The sequence below is a fragment of the Mycobacterium sp. Dal123C01 genome (genome assembly GCF_052566995.1).
On record NZ_CP199580.1, the window covers coordinates 77158 to 93706 of the forward strand.

Consider the following 16549-nt stretch of genomic DNA (forward strand, 5'->3'; position numbering starts at 1 on the left):
GCGGCCGCTATACCCGTCCGGCGATGAAGCTCGCCGCCTGGCCGGGGTAGGGCGGTATCGAATAGTCGTGGTGCGCTTCCCGATCGCGACCGCCGACGACGCAGACCGGATCGCCGGGGCTGCACAGATCGATGGCCCGGCCGGCGAACTGGCCCTCCGTCGACAGCGGGGTGTTGAACCGGTTGCCGGGATTGCCGAACACCGCGACCGCCCTGATCTTGCTGGCCAGCCCGGGGTCCAGCGCCGGAGCCGACCCGAACTCACCGATGGTGTTGCCCAGCGGCGGCACCCCGGCCAACATCGAGACGGCGGCGGCGCCCTGCGAGAAGCCGCCGAGGATCAGGTGGGTGCCCGGGCACTGGTCGACCATCGCTGCGATGTGATCGCGGGCGTCGTTGGCGCCGTCGCCGGTCTGCAGGAAGTTGTAGCTGGCCGGATAGTTCACCGCGTAGTTGTCGAAGTTGCGTCCGCCCAGGGCGGGCTGCAGCGCGGCGAAGAGCGCATCACCCACGACACCCAAGCCGGGCGGCTCGTTGGTACCGCGGGCGAAGATGAGTTGGACGTCGGGACAATCTGCTCCCGCCCTCGGTGCCGGCCCACCGACGAGCGCGGCCATCGAGACCGTTACAGCAACGAGCGCGCCGACAATCGGCCACCTACTAAAACTCATGCGGGAAATCCTGACATATATAGCGAAGCTAAGCTCGCACAGTGTGACCGACGTTGCATTCGAGACTCTTCAACTCGCGCGACGCGCGGCGCATTCCATCCGCGAGCTAACGGGGATAGCCGAGCACGACGTCGCGATCGTTCTCGGCTCCGGATGGTCGCCGGCGCTTGCCGAGCTGGGCTCCCCCGACGTCGTGCTGCCCCAGGCCGAGATTCCCGGCTTCGCACCGCCGCGCGCGGCCGGCCATCCCGGTGAGCTGTTGTCGGTCCGCATCGGTGAGCACCGGGTGCTGGTGCTGGCCGGGCGTGTGCACGCCTACGAGGGCCATGACCTCAGCCACGTCGTGCACCCGGTCCGGGCGGCCTGCGCGGCCGGGGCCGGCATCGTGGTGCTGACCAACGCGGCCGGCGGATTGCGCACCGACATGCGGGTCGGACAGCCGGTGCTGATCAGCGATCACCTGAACCTGACCGCGCGATCGCCGTTGGTCGGTGCCCAGTTCGTCGATCTGACGGATGCCTACGCCTCGCGGCTGCGGCGGCTCGCCCGGGAAGCCGACCCCGAGCTGGCCGAAGGCGTGTATGCCGGCCTGCCCGGGCCGCACTACGAGACGCCGGCCGAAATCCGGATGCTGCAGACATTGGGCGCCGACCTGGTCGGCATGTCGACGGTGCATGAAACGATCGCGGCCCGCGCGGCCGGGGCCGAGGTGCTGGGCATTTCGCTGGTGACCAACCTGGCGGCCGGCATCACCGGGACTCCGCTGAGTCACGCCGATGTGATGGCCGCCGGGGCCGCGTCGGCATCGCGGATCGGTGCGTTGCTTGCCGCCGTGATAGCCCGGATTTAGCGGCATGGTGTTGTGACACAACCATTGAAGTTCGGCACCGCGGGGCTGCGCGGCCCGGTGCGCGACGGCCCGGACGCCATGAACGTCGCGGTGGTGTCGCGTGCCACGTGGGCAGTGGCACAGGTGCTTGCCGATCGCGGCCTGGCCGGGTCGCAGGTGATCGTCGGGCGCGACGCTCGGCACGGCTCGGCGATCTTCGCCACGGTTACCGCGGAAGTGCTGGCCGCCGAAGGCTTTTCGGTGCTTTTGTTTCCCGTCCCGGTGCCCACGCCGGTGGTCGCATTCGCGGTGCGTCACACCGGCGCCGCCGCCGGGATCCAGATCACGGCCTCACACAATCCACCGTCCGACAACGGCTACAAGGTGTACTTCGACGGCGGCATACAGATCATCTCTCCCACCGACACTCAGATCGAAACCGCAATGGCGACAGCCCCTCCCGCTGGCCAGATCGCCCGAAAACCGGTGGCACCCGCGGAGACCGACCTGGTCGAGCGCTACGTCGAACGGGCGGCCGGGGTGCGGCGCGCCGCCGGTTCGGTGCGGGTAGTCCTGACTCCGCTGCACGGGGTTGGCGGCGCGGTGGCCGTCGAGACGCTGCACCGCGCCGGCTTCGAGCAGGTGCACACGGTCGGCGGCCAGTTCGCGCCGGACCCCGACTTCCCCACCGTCGCGTTTCCGAACCCCGAGGAGCCCGGTGCCACCGACGCGCTGCTCGCTCTGGCCGCCGATGTCGAGGCCGACATCGCGATTGCCCTGGACCCCGACGCCGACCGTTGCGCGGTGGGCATACCCACCGCGACGGGATGGCGGATGCTGTCCGGCGACGAAACCGGCTGGCTGCTAGGCGATTACCTCCTGTCTCACGAGCGCGCGGACGCTGCCGTGGTTGCCAGCACGGTGGTGTCCTCCCGAATGCTGGCCGAGATCGCCGCCCACTACGGCGCGGTCCACGTCGAGACCCTCACCGGCTTCAAATGGCTGGCGCGCGCCGATTCGAACGTGCCTGGCGGCAGCCTGGTCTACGCCTACGAAGAAGCGATCGGCCACTGCGTGGACCCGGCCGCGGTGCGCGACAAGGATGGCATCAGCGCCGCGGTGCTGGTGTGCGACCTGGTCGCCGCGCGCAAACAGCAGGGCCGTTCGATACCCGACGTGCTCGACGAACTCGCCCGGCGATACGGCGTGCACACGGTTGCGGCGGTGTCGCGCCGGGTCGCCGACAGCGCCGAGGCCGCCGAATTCATGCGGCGGCTGCGGAACGCCCCGCCCGGCAAGCTGGCCGGGTTCACGGCGAGCACCAACGATATCGGCGACGCGCTGATCTTCACCGCCGGTGACGACAACACCTCGATCAGGGTGGTGGTGCGGCCTTCAGGGACCGAGCCGAAGCTGAAGTGCTACTTGGAGATTCGCTGCGCGGCTACCGACGACCTGACTTCTTCCCGGACTTATGCCGATGCGCTACGCGCGGAGTTGGTCGCTTCGGTGGAGCACTGGTAAAAATGCGGGGCCCGAACTGGCGGTCGCCCGCATCGCCGAGACCCGGCACGATAAACGCCGACTTGTTGAGCCCTTTGTCGATGGCCGCGGTGAACACTCGCGCGTTCGGCGCTATTTTCTCCACTGCCGCAAGGCCTTCCGGCGCGGCCACCACACAGAGCACGCTGATATCGGTCGCGCCACGGCCCTGCAGCAGTTCGATCGTGTACGTCATCGACCCGCCGGTCGCCAGCATCGGGTCAAGCACCATGATCGGTCGGCCTTTGAGCTTCTCGGGCAACGATTCCATGTACGGAAACGGCTGATGGGTCTCCTCGTCGCGGGCGACGCCGACGAACCCGACCTCGGCCTCCGGGATCGCGGCATGCGCCTCGTCGACCATCCCCAGCCCGGCCCGCAACACCGGAACCAGCAGCGGCGGATTGACCAGTCGGCTCCCGAACGTCTCGGCCAGTGGCGTCCGGATCCGGACCGGCTCACTGGCCGCGTCCCGGGTGGCCTCGTAAACCAGCATCAGCGTCAGCTCGCGCAGCGCGGCCCGAAAGCCGGCCGCATCGGTGCGTTCGTCGCGCAGCGCCGTCAGCCGGGCTGCGGCCAACGGGTGATCAACCACGCGCACTTCCATTCACTCGAGGGTATATAACAATCCGACTTCGGTTGGCTAAAGTGCTGCTGACACGCTCGCGCGCCTGCCGTCGGTCGCACACTCGGGCTCATATGCTCCCCGGGTGTTTCGCGAGATTCAAAGTCCCAGAAGGATGATCAGCTGGGCGTGCCGCGCCCTCGTGGTGGCCGGCGCGGTGGCGCTCGCGTGGCTGGCGGCCACCCCGTTGGCTCCTCGCGTGATCGCCGCTGCCGCGCTGCCGCGGCCCGCGCACATCGTTATCGTGGTGGAAGAGAACCGCTCTGAGGGCCACATCATCGGCAGCCCGCAGAACCCGTTCATCAATGCCCTTGCCGCCCATGGCGCGAACATGGTCAAGTCGTTCGCCGAAACCCACCCCAGCGAGCCGAACTATTTGGCGCTCTTTGCCGGCAACACATTTGGGGTGACGAAGGACTCGTGCCCGGTCAACGCCGGCAATGCTCCCAACATGGCATCCGAATTGCTTGGCGCCGGCTACACATTCATCGGCTATGCCGAAGACCTGCCCGCCGTCGGCTCCCCCGCGTGCAGCGCGGGCAAGTACGCGCGCAAGCATGTGCCGTGGGCCAATTTCACCAATGTGCCGCCGGCGAATTCGGTGCCGTTCTCCGCATTTCCGATGGGCAACTACGACAGCCTGCCGACGGTCTCGTTCGTCATTCCCAACAACGACAACAACATGCACGACGGCTCGATCGCGCAGGGCGACGCCTGGCTGAATCGGCAGCTGTCCGGGTACGCCAACTGGGCGGTGGCCAACAACAGCCTGCTGATCGTGACGTGGGATGAGGACGACGGATCCGGTTCGCCAAGCAGCCACAACCAGATCCCGACGGTGATCTACGGCGCACATGTCCAACCGGGCACCTACAGCGAGCAGATGAGCCACTACAACGTGCTGTCCACCATCGAGCAGATGTACGGGCTGCCCAAGACCGGCAATGCGGCTCAAGCTCCCCCGATCGCCAGCATCTGGGGTGCGTAATCGATGGCCCGGCGCCATTGCGGCGCTCGCCGTCACCGGGCGTAGCGGCCACCGGGCCCGGCGGCTTCGTTGGCCGTCGCTATTCTGTGCCGCATGGCTGCTGACCTCGTCCCCATCCGTCTGAGCCTGTCCGACGGGGACCGCTACACCGTGTGGGCACCGCGCTGGCGCGACTCAGGCGACGAATGGGAGGCGTTCCTGGGCAAGGACGACGACCTGTATGCCTTCGAGGAGGTTGCCGATCTCGTCGCGTTCGTGCGGTCCGACGCCGACAACGACCTCGTCGATCACCCGGCGTGGAAAGACCTGACGACGGCGCACGCGCACAGTCTCGACCCCGTCGAGGACAAGCAGTTCGACCTGGTCGCCGTCGAGGAGCTGGTGGCCGAGAAGCCGACCGAGGAGTCGGTGGCCGCCCTGGCCGCCGCGCTGGCCATCGTGTCGTCGATCGGATCGGTGTGCGAGCTGGCGGCGGTGTCGAAGTTCTTCAACGGCAACCCCACCCTGGGCACGGTGTCCGGTGGGTTTGACCACTTCACCGGCAAGGCGGGCGGCAAACGCTGGAATTCAATCGCCGAGATCATCGGGCGCAGCTGGGACGACGTGATCAGCGCGATCGACGGCGTCATCAGCACTCCCGAGGTCGACGCGGCGGCGGCGGAAAAGGCCGCCGACGAACTCGCCGAAGAACGTGACGAGCCCGAAGAAGACACCGAGGACGAGTCCGACGACGAAGCCGTCGATGAGGCCGACGAAGCCGAAGACGATGAGGCTGAAGACGCCGACGAAGCCACCGACGACGAAGCCGACGAGGACGAGGACGAAGAGGACGCCGCGGCGGACGAAGTCGAGGAGCGCGCGCCCGGCGACACCGCCGTGCTGGGCAGTGACGAGGACTTCTGGATCCAGGTGGGTATCGACCCGGTCCGCATCATGACGAGTTCGGGCACGTTCTACACGCTGCGCTGCTACCTGGACGATCGCCCGATCTTCTTAGGCCGCAACGGACGGATCAGCGTGTTCAGCTCCGAGCGGACGCTGGCGCGCTACCTGGCCGACGAGCACGACCATGACCTGTCGGATCTGAGCACCTACGACGACATCCGTACCGCCGCGACCGACGGGTCCCTGGCCGTGGAGGTCACCGACGAGAACGTGTACGTGCTCAGCGGGCTGGCCGATGACTTCGCCGACGGGCCCGACGCCGTGGATCGTGACCAGCTCGACCTGGCCGTCGAGCTGCTCCGCGACATCGGTGACTACTCCGAGGAGAGCACCGTCGACAAGACCCTCGAGCCGGGCCGGCCCCTGGGCAAGCTGGTGGCCTACGTGTTGGAGCCCGGCTCGGTGGGCAAGCCCGCGTCGCCGTATTCGGCGGCGGTGCGGGAATGGGAGGAACTGGAAAAGTTCGTCGATTCGCGACTCCGGCGCGAATAGCACCCGTTTGACGGGCCATCGAGTCTCCTCTTTACTGGCGGCAGCGTCCGCCGGCGATCCAGGGCGGCCCGACGGGGAGGTGAACTGAATGTCGCTTCCAGTGATCGGACCGCTGCCGCTGTACGGATTCCAGCGTCCGGCCCTGTTGCTGTTCGGGTTGATCCCGCTGGCATTGCTCGCCGTTTACATCCTCGTCCAGGGCCGGCGCCGGCGCCGGCTGCGCCGGTACACCGATGCTGAAGTGCCCCAGTCGTTGTGGCGACACCTGCCGATTGCCGTGTCGCTGCTCAGCCTGGCGCTGCTGACCATCGCGCTGGCCACCCCGACCCACGACATGCGCATCCCGCGCAACCGCGCCGTGGTGATGCTCGTGATCGACAATTCGCAATCCATGCGCGCAACCGATGTCGAGCCCGACCGGCTCAAGGCCGCCGAGCAAGCCGCCAGCAAGTTCGCGGCTCAGCTGACGCCGGGTATCAACCTCGGACTCGTCGGGTTCGCGGGAACGCCCTACCTGCTCGTGCCGCCGACCCCGCAGCACCAGGCCACCATCGATGCCCTGCCGAAGCTGCAGTTCGGCGACGGCACGGCGACCGGTGAAGCCATCTACACCGCGCTGCATGCGATCGACGCGATCAACATCGCCGGCGGGGACACTCCGCCGCCGGCCCGGATTGTGCTGCTGTCCGACGGCGGCGAGAACCGGCCGACAGATCCCGGTGATCCGCACGACGGCGCCTACACCGCCGCGCGCCTGGCCAAGGACAAGGGCGTGCCCATCTCGACGATCTCGTTCGGCACCCCGACCGGCAGCATCAGCCTGGACGGGGTGCGAGTGAATGTCCCCGTCTCTGCGGACCAGATGAAGACGATCGCCCGGCTGGCCGGCGGACAGTCCTACACCGCGGCTAATCTCGCCGAGCTCAACAAGGACTACAACGACATCCAGAACGAGATCGGGTATCGCATCGTGGCCGGGCCCGGCGGTTCCGGTTGGCTGCGCCTCGGTGTGCTGACCGCCTTGATCGCCACGGTGTTGGCGCTGTTGATCAACCGGCGACTGCCGGCCTGATCCCGATCGCTCAGGCGGGCAGTCTGCGGTTGAGGAACAGCCCGGCCAAGACCGCGCCGGCCATCAGGACCGAACCGAGCAGCATCCACGCCAGGCTCGCGTCGCCCTTCACGGTCTCGTAGCCGATCTGGCGCTGCAGCGTCCCGTAGACCTCCTTGAGCGAATCGAGGCTGTTGGCATGGAACGCCTGGCCGTCGGTGATCTTGCAGATTTCCTGCAGGGTTTGATCATCGACCGGAACCGGGATGGTGGCGCCCTGATAGACGACGGTGCCGTCGGGCGTACCGAAGGAGATCGTCGATATCTGCACGCCCTGGTCCTTGGCCGCCCGCGCCGCGGTGAACGCTCCCTGCGGAGCGTTGGGGTCCAGCGGGACGTTCTCGGCGCCGTCGGACTCCAGCACAATGCGTGCCGGTGGCGGACCGTCGCCGCCGCCCATGACCGCACCGACCGTGGCAATTGCCTGCAGCGCGGTGAACAGACCTTCGCCAGTCGCGGTTTTCGGCGCCGGCTGCAGGCCGTCGATCGCGGCTTTCACGGCGCCGCGGTTCGTCGTCGGAGAAACCAGCAGGGTGGCGTTGGCCGCGAATGCCACCAGCCCGAGGTTGATGGCCGGCGTCAACTCGTCGGCGAATTGCTTACCGGCCTCCTGCGCGGCGGCTAACCGGTTCGGAGCCACATCGGTGGCGGCCATGGACTCCGAGACGTCGATCACCAGCATCACGACCGCGCGGTTGAGCGGAATCCGGACCTGGCTGGTCGGCCCGGCCATCGCCGTCGTCAGCAGCACCAGCGACGTCGCGAGCAGGATCGTCGGGACGTGCCGCCACCGGGACAGACGAGCAGGCGCGACGCGTTCCAGCACTTCCATGTTGGCGAACCGCAGCACCCGGCGCCGTCGGGCGAATTGCTGGACGACGTAGACCCCTATCACCAGCAGCACGACCAGAAGGACTAGGAAGAACCAGCCGTTCTGAAAGCCCGTGACCGACACCGGACCCAGCAGTGGCAACTTCATGTGAAATCACAGTATTCGTCCACTGTTAACGGCGCACGGCGCCCCGTTCAGCCTGCGACAAGGTCGCGACGCTGGGTGAACTTGATGTCGAGACTGCGCAGGTGAGTCTGCAGCCCCGCGTCCTGGACGGGAATCAAGTGGGCGGGCTTGTCGGTCTCGTTGAAGTGGGCGTGCCACATGCCCGGCGGCGTGGTGAAGGCACCGCCGGCCTGCCAATCCACCCGGATCGGATCGACGATATTGCCGTGCTCGTCCAGACGGGTGCCCAGCAGCGAGTAGCAGCCGCTGGGTGGCGCATCGAGGATCAAATCCAATGCGACCGACTGGTGCCGGTGCGGGCGCTGCTGCTGATTCGGTGGCAGCACCCCGAACATCGCCCACAGGACGTGGGTGATGGTCAGCGTCTGTTCCTGGTTCTCGTTAGCCAGCAGCACACTCACCCGGCTCTTGTCGTTGGCGCCGGGACGCGAGGCGATTTCCGCCAGCTTGGACACCGCGTCCGACCGGCGGAACTTGGTCGCCCGGAACCTCGGCTCGCGCGCTTCGGCCCCGAGATAGCGCAGCAGCGGCTCGTCGTGCACCCAGTACATGGCCGCCTCGGAGTCGGCGTAGAACACCGAGCGGGCACCCGCGGGCAGGGTCAGGAAGTCGCCCTTCTCCCACTTGACCAGCTGGCCGTTGACCGCGGCGAAGCCGTGCCCGAAGAGGACGTAGTACAGCTGCGAGGTGGCGTTGGGGCTGGTGTCGATCTGCTCGCCGGCGCGGATGCGCAGGAAGTTGGCCAGCAGCGCGGGACTGGTCGCCGCACCGGTCGTGATGCCCAGCTCCGTCGACAGATCCAGCGGCACCACACCGGTCGGCTGATCCATGTACACGTCGGGCCCGAACTGGGTAATTGGAACCTGCGGCGCAAATCCAGACCCGATCGGATTGGCGGCCTTGGAGTACTCGAAGTAGCAGGCGTCGTCCGCCCAGTCGGCGAAACGGCCCTCGAATCCGTACTCGGCCACGTTGGTCATCGGCGCGGGAATCGTCGGGTCCAGGTTCACTGCCACTGTCTGGGCTGGGTTCGCAGTGGACATTGCGCGTCTCCTTAAAACTGGGTGCATCTTGTGTTTGAATCGTATCTATCTTGTATCTTAGTGTCAATCCCAGCAGGTAGACTGGCTTGGTGTACCGTCATAGACGCAGTTGAGATACGACTTAGCTACCAGAAGGGGCGACGTGGCGGCAAAGGACTCCCGGCCGGGCACGGCCAAGGACCGCGCGCTGGACTACGTCAAGACGCAGGTGCTCACCGGAGCGTTTCCCGGCGGCGAGCTGATCAGCGAGGGTGACATCGCCAGCACGCTGGGGATGTCACGAACGCCGGTGCGCGAGGCCTTCCTGCGAATGGAGGCCGAGGGTCTGCTGCGGCTGTATCCGCAGCGCGGGGCTCTCGTTGTCCCGGTTTCGCCCGACGAGGTCCGCTCGGTCATCGAGGCCCGGTTGGTGCTGGAGCAGTTCGCCACCAGGAAGGTGGTCGGACGGGGTCCCGCCGCCTGCGCCGCAGTGTTCGAGCGGTTGTCGGGCGCGCTGGCGCGCCAGCGCGACGCCGCGGCCGCGGCCGACTGGCGAGAATTCGTCGACGCCGACCGGGCCTTCCACACCATCACCCTGGACGAGTCGGGGAACGGGATGTTGTCGGATTTCTACTCGTCGCTGCGCGACCGTCAGATGCGGATGATCGGTGAATCGTCGCTGCGCGAACCGGATCGGGTGACGACGATTCTGCACGAGCATCTCGGCATCGCCGAAGCGCTGCGCGACGGCGATCTCCCGGGCGCGCTGCAGGCCGTGCAGACCCACCTCGCCAGTACCGTGCGCGCGATCGGCCTCGCCGTCGATCCGTCGCTGCTCTGACTTGTCGGAGCCCGGGCCGACACGGTCGCCTGCTCGCGCCAAAACCGTCCAAATCCGAGTTCTGCCGTGCTAAAAATCCCTACTAGGTCACCCTCTTCGGGCGGGGGTTAACCGACGGCGCTTCGGCGCTTTACCCTGCCCACGAAAGGCAACGACGCCATGGATTTTGGGTTGCTACCGCCAGAGATCAACTCCGCTCGCATGTATGCCGGTCCCGGTTCGGGCCCGATGCTGGCCGCCGCGGCGGCCTGGGATGCGACGGCCGCTCAGCTGGAATCGGCTGCCAGCGGCTACTTTTCGGAAATCTCGGGGTTGGCCGGGCAGACGTGGCTTGGCCCGTCGTCGATGCGGATGGCTGCCGCAGCCGCACCCTATGTGGCGTGGCTGAACTCCGGTGCCGCGCAGGCCGTCCAAACCTCGGCGCAGGCGTATGCGGCGGCAGCGGCCTATGAGGCGGCGTTCGCGATGACAGTGCCCCCACCGCTGATCGCAGCCAACCGCGCCCAGCTGATGGCGCTGATCGCGACCAACTTTTTCGGACAGAACACCGCGGCGATCGCGGCCACCGAAGCCCAGTACGGCGAGATGTGGATCCAAGATGCCACCGCGATGTACACCTATGCCGCCGACTCGACGACCGTGAGCACCCTGACGTCGTTCAACGAGCCGCCGCAGACCACCAACCAGGCCGGGCAGAGTGATCAGGCCCGCGCGATGGCCCAGACCGTGGGTAAGACGACCAGCGCCCGCACCCAATCCCTGGTGCAGCAGGTGTCGACCAACATCACGGCCCAGCCCCCCGACTACACCATCTCCCTCCCGCCCGGCCAATCCGCCAACGTGTCTCCGGGCAGCGTCATCTCCGTCGGAAACAGCACCACCATGGCGGTCAACGCCGGCTCGGTCCTGTTGTCGCCCAACGACATCGCCGGCGGTTTCCTAGTCCACGCCACCAACGCTGCCTCCATCACCCTGCAGCCCGGCACCCTCTTCCTCGCCGGCCCTGGATGGTCGGAGGGGGGTGTCGCGGTCACACCCGGCCTCATCACCGTTGGCCCCACACCCGTCACCCTCACCTCCACCCCCCTGTTTCCCATAGTCGGGTCCACGGGCACCCTCAATGCCGGCTCCGTCATCCTCGGCCCGGGAACAAGCCTCACCACCAGCGCCGCCAACACCGCCACCGGCATCGCCGGCTTCGCCGGCGCGACCATCACCAACGTCTCCGGCACCGTCACCTATACCGCGGTCAGCCCGCTACCCGCATTGGCCACGGCGGCCAGCTCACCCGGCCTGGCCGGAACCGCCGGAATCCAACCCCAATTCAACGCCGACGGGCTCGCCGACTGGGCCCGCCGCCTCACCGAAGGCGAAGTCGCGGCGGCCGCTTTGGGGTAGGGCGTTTGTCGGAGCCCCTCGATATACTCGAACACATGTTCGATGCTTCGGTCTTGCTGACCCACATCACCGACGCCGCGCGCGCGGAAGCCCAGGCCGCGGCGGCTCGCCTGCTCGCGATCGGCGACCTGTTCAGGTTGCGGTTGGCCCAGCACGGCGACCGCGCGCAGTGGGCCGCGGACACCAGCGATGCGGTGGCCGCCGAAATCGCCGCCGAGCTCGGCACCAGCGTCGCTATGGGCCACAGCAACCTGCGTTACGCCCGCGCCATGCATGAACGGTTGCCGGCTGTAGCCGCCGTTTTTCGGGCCGGCGATATCGACTTCCGGCTGTTCCGGACCATCGTGTTTCGCACCGACCTGATCGTCGACGCCGAGGCGCTGGCCGCGGTGGATGCCCAGCTGGCCATCAAAGCACCGCGCTGGCCGTCGATGACCAGCTGGAAGCTCGCGACGGAGATCGATCGCGTAGTCACCAGGATCGACCGGGACGCGGTGCGCCGATCGCGCGAGTACGCGGCCGATCGCTATTTCCAGGTCACCGAGATGGACCCGGGAATGGCGCTGATCAACGGGACGGTTTTCGCGACGACGGGGCAAGCGCTCGATCGCCGGCTCGACGAACTCGCCAAGACGGTGTGCGATGACGATCCACGCACGGTCGGGCAGCTGCGCGCCGACGCGTTGGGCACACTGGCGGCCGGTGGCGACCGGCTGGCGTGCGGATGCGACAGCCCCGACTGCCCGGCCGGTTCGGCGCCCCGGCAGCCCAACTCCGTCGTGATTCACGTGGTCGCCGACAGCGCTACCGTGGACGGGTTCGGTGCGGCTCCAGGATTTCTCTACGGCGACGGCATCATCCCCGCCGAGATCGTGCGTGAGCTGACGAAATCAGCCAAGCTACAACCGATTACAACGCCGACGACTCCGGAATCCGGATATCTGCCGTCGCGAGCCCTGATGGACTTCGTGCGCGCCCGAGATCTCACCTGCCGGGCCCCGGGTTGCGACCGCCCGGCCACGCTCTGCGACATCGACCACACCGTGCCGCACGCCGACGGTGGTGCCACCCACCCGTCGAACCTCAAGTGCCTGTGCCGAAAACATCACCTGCTCAAGACTTTTTGGGGCTGGCGCGACCAGCAACTGCCCGACGGCACCATCATCTGGACACTGCCCGACGGGCACACCCACGTCACCACACCCGGCAGCGCTCTGCTCTTCCCCGCCCTGTGCGCCAGCGGCGACCCGCCGCCGGTCGTGAGGACGCCGGACACGCAGTCCGCCAACCGCGGAGCGATGATGCCGATCCGGATCCACACCCGCGCGCAGAACCGCGCCGCTTCCATCGCCGCCGAACGCCAGCACAATCGAACCTCCCGCGAAGCGCGCAAAAAGCGCTGGGAGTACGTCCACATTGGATCGTCCGATGACGACGAGCCGCCGCCGTTCTAGACGGTGGCTCGGAGGTGGCTAATGGTGGCGGATCGTCGCAGCGCTGTGCCGATGATTGCTCATCGGATCGCGCTCCGACTTCTGATGTTCGAGTTGCCGGATCAGCTCACGCTTTGCTTCGTTAAGAGCGTGGGTGATGTCCGGATTCTCAGCGACCGCGACTAGCGGCGCACGGCCGGGCAAGCTCGTCCGCAACGTGACGCGCTGCTCCTTGCCGTCGCGGTCCTGCAACGAGACTTCCACATCCAAGTCCCGCGGGTCCCATCGTCCGAGCAGGTGCGGACCGAGCGTCGATAACGCCTCCAACACGTGCGGGCGCTCTTTTTCTTTGAAGCCCGCACCGACATGGAGCACGTTCTCGCCGAAGATATCTCGCTGTTCGTCGTCAGATTTCATCTCGAGCGCCTAGCTGCTCAGCGACTCCGCTCGGGAATCGAATTCAGGGCGTGAAGTACATGTACCGCGAGGTCGCCGGCGGCGGCGTCGCCAATTGACGAGTGTGTCGTCAAGGTGTCCTGGATGAGTTTTACGCGCTTTTCATAGGGCGAGAGAACTGCTGGCTTAGTTGCCATGGTTACTTTCCCAAATCTTTTGAATCGGCGACGACACAACTTGAACAGTCATGTGACGATGTACCGCCGATAGATTCAGAGTACGCCGTTGCCGGCATGCACCGAGGGCAGGCTAACCGACCAGCACCGCGTAGCGCGGCTTGATCACCTCATCGATGACCGCCAGTCGCTCGTCGAACGGAATGAACGCTGACTTCATCGCATTGATGGTGAACCGCTCGAGATCGCTCCACCCGTAGCCGAAAGCCTGCACCAGACGGTGCATTTCGAGGCTCATCGTGGTGTCGCTCATCAGCCGGTTGTCGGTGTTGACGGTGACCCGGAACCGCGCCCTGGCCAGCAGATCGAACGGGTGGTCGGCAATGCTCTTGACCGCGCCGGTCTGCACGTTGGAGCTGGGGCATAGTTCCAGCGGAATTCGCTTGTCGCGCAGAATCGATGCCAGCCTGCCCAACTGGACGCCGCCTCCCTCGACGATCTCGATATCGTCGACGATTCGCACCCCATGACCGAGCCGGTCGGCGCCGCAGAACGCGATCGCATCGTGGATGGACGGCAGGCCGAACGCCTCACCGGCGTGAATAGTGAAGCGCGCGTTATGATCTCGCATATATTCGAAAGCGTCCAGATGCCGCGTCGGCGGGTTTCCGGCCTCGGCGCCGGCGATGTCGAAGCCGACAACGCCCTTGTCCCGGAACCGGATTGCCAGCTCGGCGATCTCGCGGGACAGCGCGGCGTGGCGCATCGCGGTGACCAAGAGACGCACGACGATCGGACGCCCGGCCGCGGCCGTCGCCTTCTCGCCGGCGGCGAAACCCTCCAGCACGGCGTCGACGATCTCGTCGAAGGACAGCCCGCGGTTGATGTGTAGCTCCGGAGCAAACCGGACCTCGGCGTAGACCACGGAGTCGGCGGCCAGGTCTTCCACGCACTCGTAGCCGACGCGGTAGAGCGCCTCGGGGGTCTGCATCACCGCCACGGTGTGCGAGAACGGCTCCAGGTACCGCTCCAGCGAGCCGCTGTGCGACCGGGTGCGAAACCAGGTCGCCAGCTCTTCGGCGTCGGTCGCGGGCAGCCCGTCGTAACCGATCTGGCCGGCGATCTCCAGCACGGTCGACGGACGCAATCCCCCGTCGAGGTGATCGTGCAGCAGCGCCTTCGGTGCCTTCTGGATCTGCCGCAACTCCAGCGGGGCGCTCATCCGACGATCCGATCGATGATCAGCGGCCGCGGCGCCGGTGCGGTGTCCCCGACGCCCCAGCCGCCGTCCAGCTCGGCCAGCGCGGCGCCAAGACGTTCGGGGGTGTCGGTGTAGAGGCTGAACAATGGCTCACCGGCCGCAACCGGCTCGCCCGGGCGCCGATGAATCCTGACCCCGGCACCGGCCTGGACCTGCCCGCCCGGGCGGGATCTACCCGCACCGAGTCGCCAAGCTGCTAGCCCCACTGCCATAGCGTCGATATTTCCCATTGTGCCGCTCCGCGGGGCGATCACGGTCTCTGAATGCGAACCGATTGGCAACGGTACCGACAAGTCGCCGCCCTGCGCGGCGACCAGCCGGCGGAATCGGTCCATCGCGGTGCCGTCGCGCAGCGTCTGGGCGGGATCGCGACCGTCGATCCCGGCCAGCTCGAGCATCTCGGCGGCCAGCCGCAACGTCAGCTCCACGACGTCGGGCGGCCCGCCGCCGGCCAGCACCTCCAGCGCCTCGGCAACCTCGAGCGCGTTGCCGACGGTCGCGCCCAACGGGCAGTTCATCTCCGTCAGCAGCGCACGCGTGGGCACGCCATGCGCCGCGCCCAACTCGACCATGGTGTGGGCCAGTTCGCGACACTGCGCCTCCGAGGCCATCAGCGCCCCGTCACCGACCTTCACGTCGAGCACCAGCGCGCCGATACCCTCGGCCAGTTTCTTGCTCATCACCGAGCTGGCGATCAGCGGCAGCGACTCGACCGTGGCGGTGATGTCGCGCAGCGCGTAGAGCTTCTTGTCGGCGGCTGCCAGCTGTCCGGCGGCGAATATCGCCGCCCCGATGTCGTACAGTTGTTGGCGCACTTGCCCAATCGAGATTTCTGCGGTGAAGCCCGGGATGGATTCCAGCTTGTCCAGGGTGCCGCCGGTATGGCCCAGCCCGCGCCCCGAGACCTTGGGTACCGCACCGCCGCAGGCGGCGACGATGGGCACCAAAATCAGCGTGGTCTTGTCGCCGACCCCGCCGGTCGAATGCTTGTCCACGGTGGGGACCCCAAGGTCGCTGAAATCCAGCCGGTCCCCCGACGCCAGCATCGCCGCCGTCCAGCTGGCGATCTCGCCGCGGTCCATGCCGCGCCAAAAGATCGCCATCAACAACGCCGCCATCTGCTCGTCGGCGACCCGGCCATCGGTGTAGGCATCAATGACCCAGTCGATCGCGGCGTCGGACAACCGGGCCCCGTCGCGCTTGGTCCTGATGACCGTCGGGGCGTCGAATGCGAAGTCGGTCAACGACGTTCCCGGGCCAGATCGTCGGCGTCGAACGGGTCGGGCAGCAGTTCCTCGAGGCGGCGGGGGCCGGCCGGATGCGCGATCAGCAGTTCGCGTCCGCCGTGCTCGAGCAGCAGTTGGCGGCATCGCCCGCACGGCATCAACAGCTCCCCTTGTGAGTCAACGCACACCACCGCAATCAACCGGCCGCCACCGGTCGAATGCAGGGCAGACACCAGTCCGCATTCGGCACAGAGACCCAGGCCATATGAGACATTTTCCACATTGCAACCGGTGACCACGCGACCGTCGTCGACCAGCGAGGCGGCACCCACGGGAAATTGCGAATACGGGGCATAAGCTCCCGCTGCTACTTGTATTGCTTTGTCCCGCAGCATATCCCAGTCAATGTCAGGCATACTGCCGCAACCCCAATCACCGATGGACTTACTCGAGAAAGCCACCCTAACTCTGACACGAAAACACTGGTCGCGGATAGCGCTGATTGGTTCCGGACGCACCGTTGCCGGGCTAAGCTCGATTGCCCGGCCTTAGTTTCGCGGACAACAGGTTATTAGC

At 66.9% G+C, this 16549-nt stretch carries 16 protein-coding genes and 1 pseudogene; 8 read left to right on the forward strand and 9 right to left on the reverse strand.

Going from position 1 to position 16549, the window contains the following annotated elements:
- Nucleotides 1–7: 7 nt before the first annotated feature.
- A complete protein-coding gene (locus tag ACTXG5_RS00325) occupies nt 8–616 on the reverse strand; it encodes a cutinase family protein (protein ID WP_445164624.1) in 609 nt (202 codons plus the stop codon).
- Between the two features lie 97 nt (nt 617–713).
- Between ACTXG5_RS00325 and ACTXG5_RS00330 the strand changes: the two genes are divergently transcribed.
- Both ACTXG5_RS00330 and ACTXG5_RS00335 read left to right on the forward strand, forming a co-directional pair.
- Nucleotides 714–1520: a purine-nucleoside phosphorylase gene (locus ACTXG5_RS00330; protein WP_445161813.1), complete on the forward strand. Its 807-nt coding sequence runs from the start codon at nt 714–716 to the stop codon at nt 1518–1520.
- Between the two features lie 15 nt (nt 1521–1535).
- A pseudogene (locus ACTXG5_RS00335) lies at nt 1536–3023 on the forward strand (phospho-sugar mutase); the annotation flags it as partial.
- On the opposite strand, the gene upp reads toward ACTXG5_RS00335, so the two are convergent.
- On the reverse strand, nt 2944–3648 hold the full coding sequence (gene upp, locus ACTXG5_RS00340) for a uracil phosphoribosyltransferase (RefSeq protein ID WP_445161814.1): 705 nt from the start codon (nt 3646–3648) through the stop codon (nt 2944–2946). The pseudogene ACTXG5_RS00335 and the gene upp sit on opposite strands and share 80 nt — an antisense overlap.
- A 103-nt stretch (nt 3649–3751) precedes the next feature.
- Here upp and ACTXG5_RS00345 point away from each other — a divergent pair, with 103 nt between their 5' ends.
- From ACTXG5_RS00345 to ACTXG5_RS00355, 3 genes are all read left to right on the forward strand, one after another.
- Nucleotides 3752–4654 carry an alkaline phosphatase family protein gene (locus ACTXG5_RS00345; RefSeq protein WP_445161815.1) on the forward strand — a complete coding sequence of 301 codons (903 nt, stop codon included), beginning with the start codon at nt 3752–3754 and terminating at the stop codon, nt 4652–4654.
- A 93-nt stretch (nt 4655–4747) separates the two neighbouring features.
- Nucleotides 4748–6091 (forward strand): protein export chaperone SatS, encoded by a 1344-nt coding sequence (gene satS / locus ACTXG5_RS00350; RefSeq protein WP_445161816.1) that lies wholly within the window; start codon nt 4748–4750, stop codon nt 6089–6091.
- An 88-nt stretch (nt 6092–6179) separates the two neighbouring features.
- A complete protein-coding gene (locus ACTXG5_RS00355; protein WP_445161817.1) occupies nt 6180–7163 on the forward strand; it encodes a VWA domain-containing protein in 984 nt (327 codons plus the stop codon).
- A 10-nt stretch (nt 7164–7173) separates the two neighbouring features.
- Here the strand turns inward: ACTXG5_RS00355 and ACTXG5_RS00360 are convergent, their stop codons facing one another.
- Nucleotides 7174–8181 carry a VWA domain-containing protein gene (locus ACTXG5_RS00360; protein WP_445161818.1) on the reverse strand — a complete coding sequence of 336 codons (1008 nt, stop codon included), beginning with the start codon at nt 8179–8181 and terminating at the stop codon, nt 7174–7176.
- Between the two features lie 47 nt (nt 8182–8228).
- Entirely contained in the window at nt 8229–9263 is a 1035-nt protein-coding gene (locus ACTXG5_RS00365; RefSeq protein WP_445161819.1) for a cupin, read from the reverse strand.
- Nucleotides 9264–9405: 142 nt separating this feature from the next.
- On the opposite strand from ACTXG5_RS00365, the gene ACTXG5_RS00370 reads away from it, so the two are divergent.
- The 3 genes from ACTXG5_RS00370 to ACTXG5_RS00380 all read left to right on the forward strand — a co-directional run bounded on the left by ACTXG5_RS00370 (nt 9406) and on the right by ACTXG5_RS00380 (nt 12935).
- The gene (locus tag ACTXG5_RS00370; RefSeq protein ID WP_445161820.1) at nt 9406–10083 is read left to right on the forward strand and encodes a GntR family transcriptional regulator; all 678 of its coding nucleotides are present in this window, start codon (nt 9406–9408) and stop codon (nt 10081–10083) included.
- A gap of 159 nt (nt 10084–10242) precedes the next feature.
- Complete coding sequence (locus ACTXG5_RS00375) at nt 10243–11481, forward strand: PPE family protein (RefSeq protein WP_445161821.1); 1239 nt, start codon at nt 10243–10245, stop codon at nt 11479–11481.
- Between the two features lie 35 nt (nt 11482–11516).
- The gene (locus ACTXG5_RS00380) at nt 11517–12935 is read left to right on the forward strand and encodes an HNH endonuclease signature motif containing protein (RefSeq protein WP_445161822.1); all 1419 of its coding nucleotides are present in this window, start codon (nt 11517–11519) and stop codon (nt 12933–12935) included.
- An 18-nt stretch (nt 12936–12953) separates the two neighbouring features.
- Here the strand turns inward: ACTXG5_RS00380 and ACTXG5_RS00385 are convergent, their stop codons facing one another.
- The 5 genes from ACTXG5_RS00385 to ACTXG5_RS00405 all read right to left on the reverse strand — a co-directional run bounded on the left by ACTXG5_RS00385 (nt 12954) and on the right by ACTXG5_RS00405 (nt 16389).
- Complete coding sequence (locus ACTXG5_RS00385; protein WP_445161823.1) at nt 12954–13331, reverse strand: hypothetical protein; 378 nt, start codon at nt 13329–13331, stop codon at nt 12954–12956.
- A gap of 17 nt (nt 13332–13348) precedes the next feature.
- Nucleotides 13349–13507 carry a DUF6307 family protein gene (locus tag ACTXG5_RS00390; protein ID WP_445161824.1) on the reverse strand — a complete coding sequence of 53 codons (159 nt, stop codon included), beginning with the start codon at nt 13505–13507 and terminating at the stop codon, nt 13349–13351.
- A gap of 112 nt (nt 13508–13619) precedes the next feature.
- Nucleotides 13620–14708 (reverse strand): adenosine deaminase, encoded by a 1089-nt coding sequence (locus ACTXG5_RS00395; protein ID WP_445161825.1) that lies wholly within the window; start codon nt 14706–14708, stop codon nt 13620–13622.
- Entirely contained in the window at nt 14705–15991 is a 1287-nt protein-coding gene (locus tag ACTXG5_RS00400; RefSeq protein WP_445161826.1) for a thymidine phosphorylase, read from the reverse strand. Before ACTXG5_RS00400 ends, ACTXG5_RS00395 begins: the two co-directional genes overlap by 4 nt.
- A complete protein-coding gene (locus ACTXG5_RS00405) occupies nt 15988–16389 on the reverse strand; it encodes a cytidine deaminase (RefSeq protein ID WP_445161827.1) in 402 nt (133 codons plus the stop codon). The genes ACTXG5_RS00400 and ACTXG5_RS00405 overlap by 4 nt, the downstream gene beginning before the upstream one ends.
- Nucleotides 16390–16549: the final 160 nt, after the last annotated feature.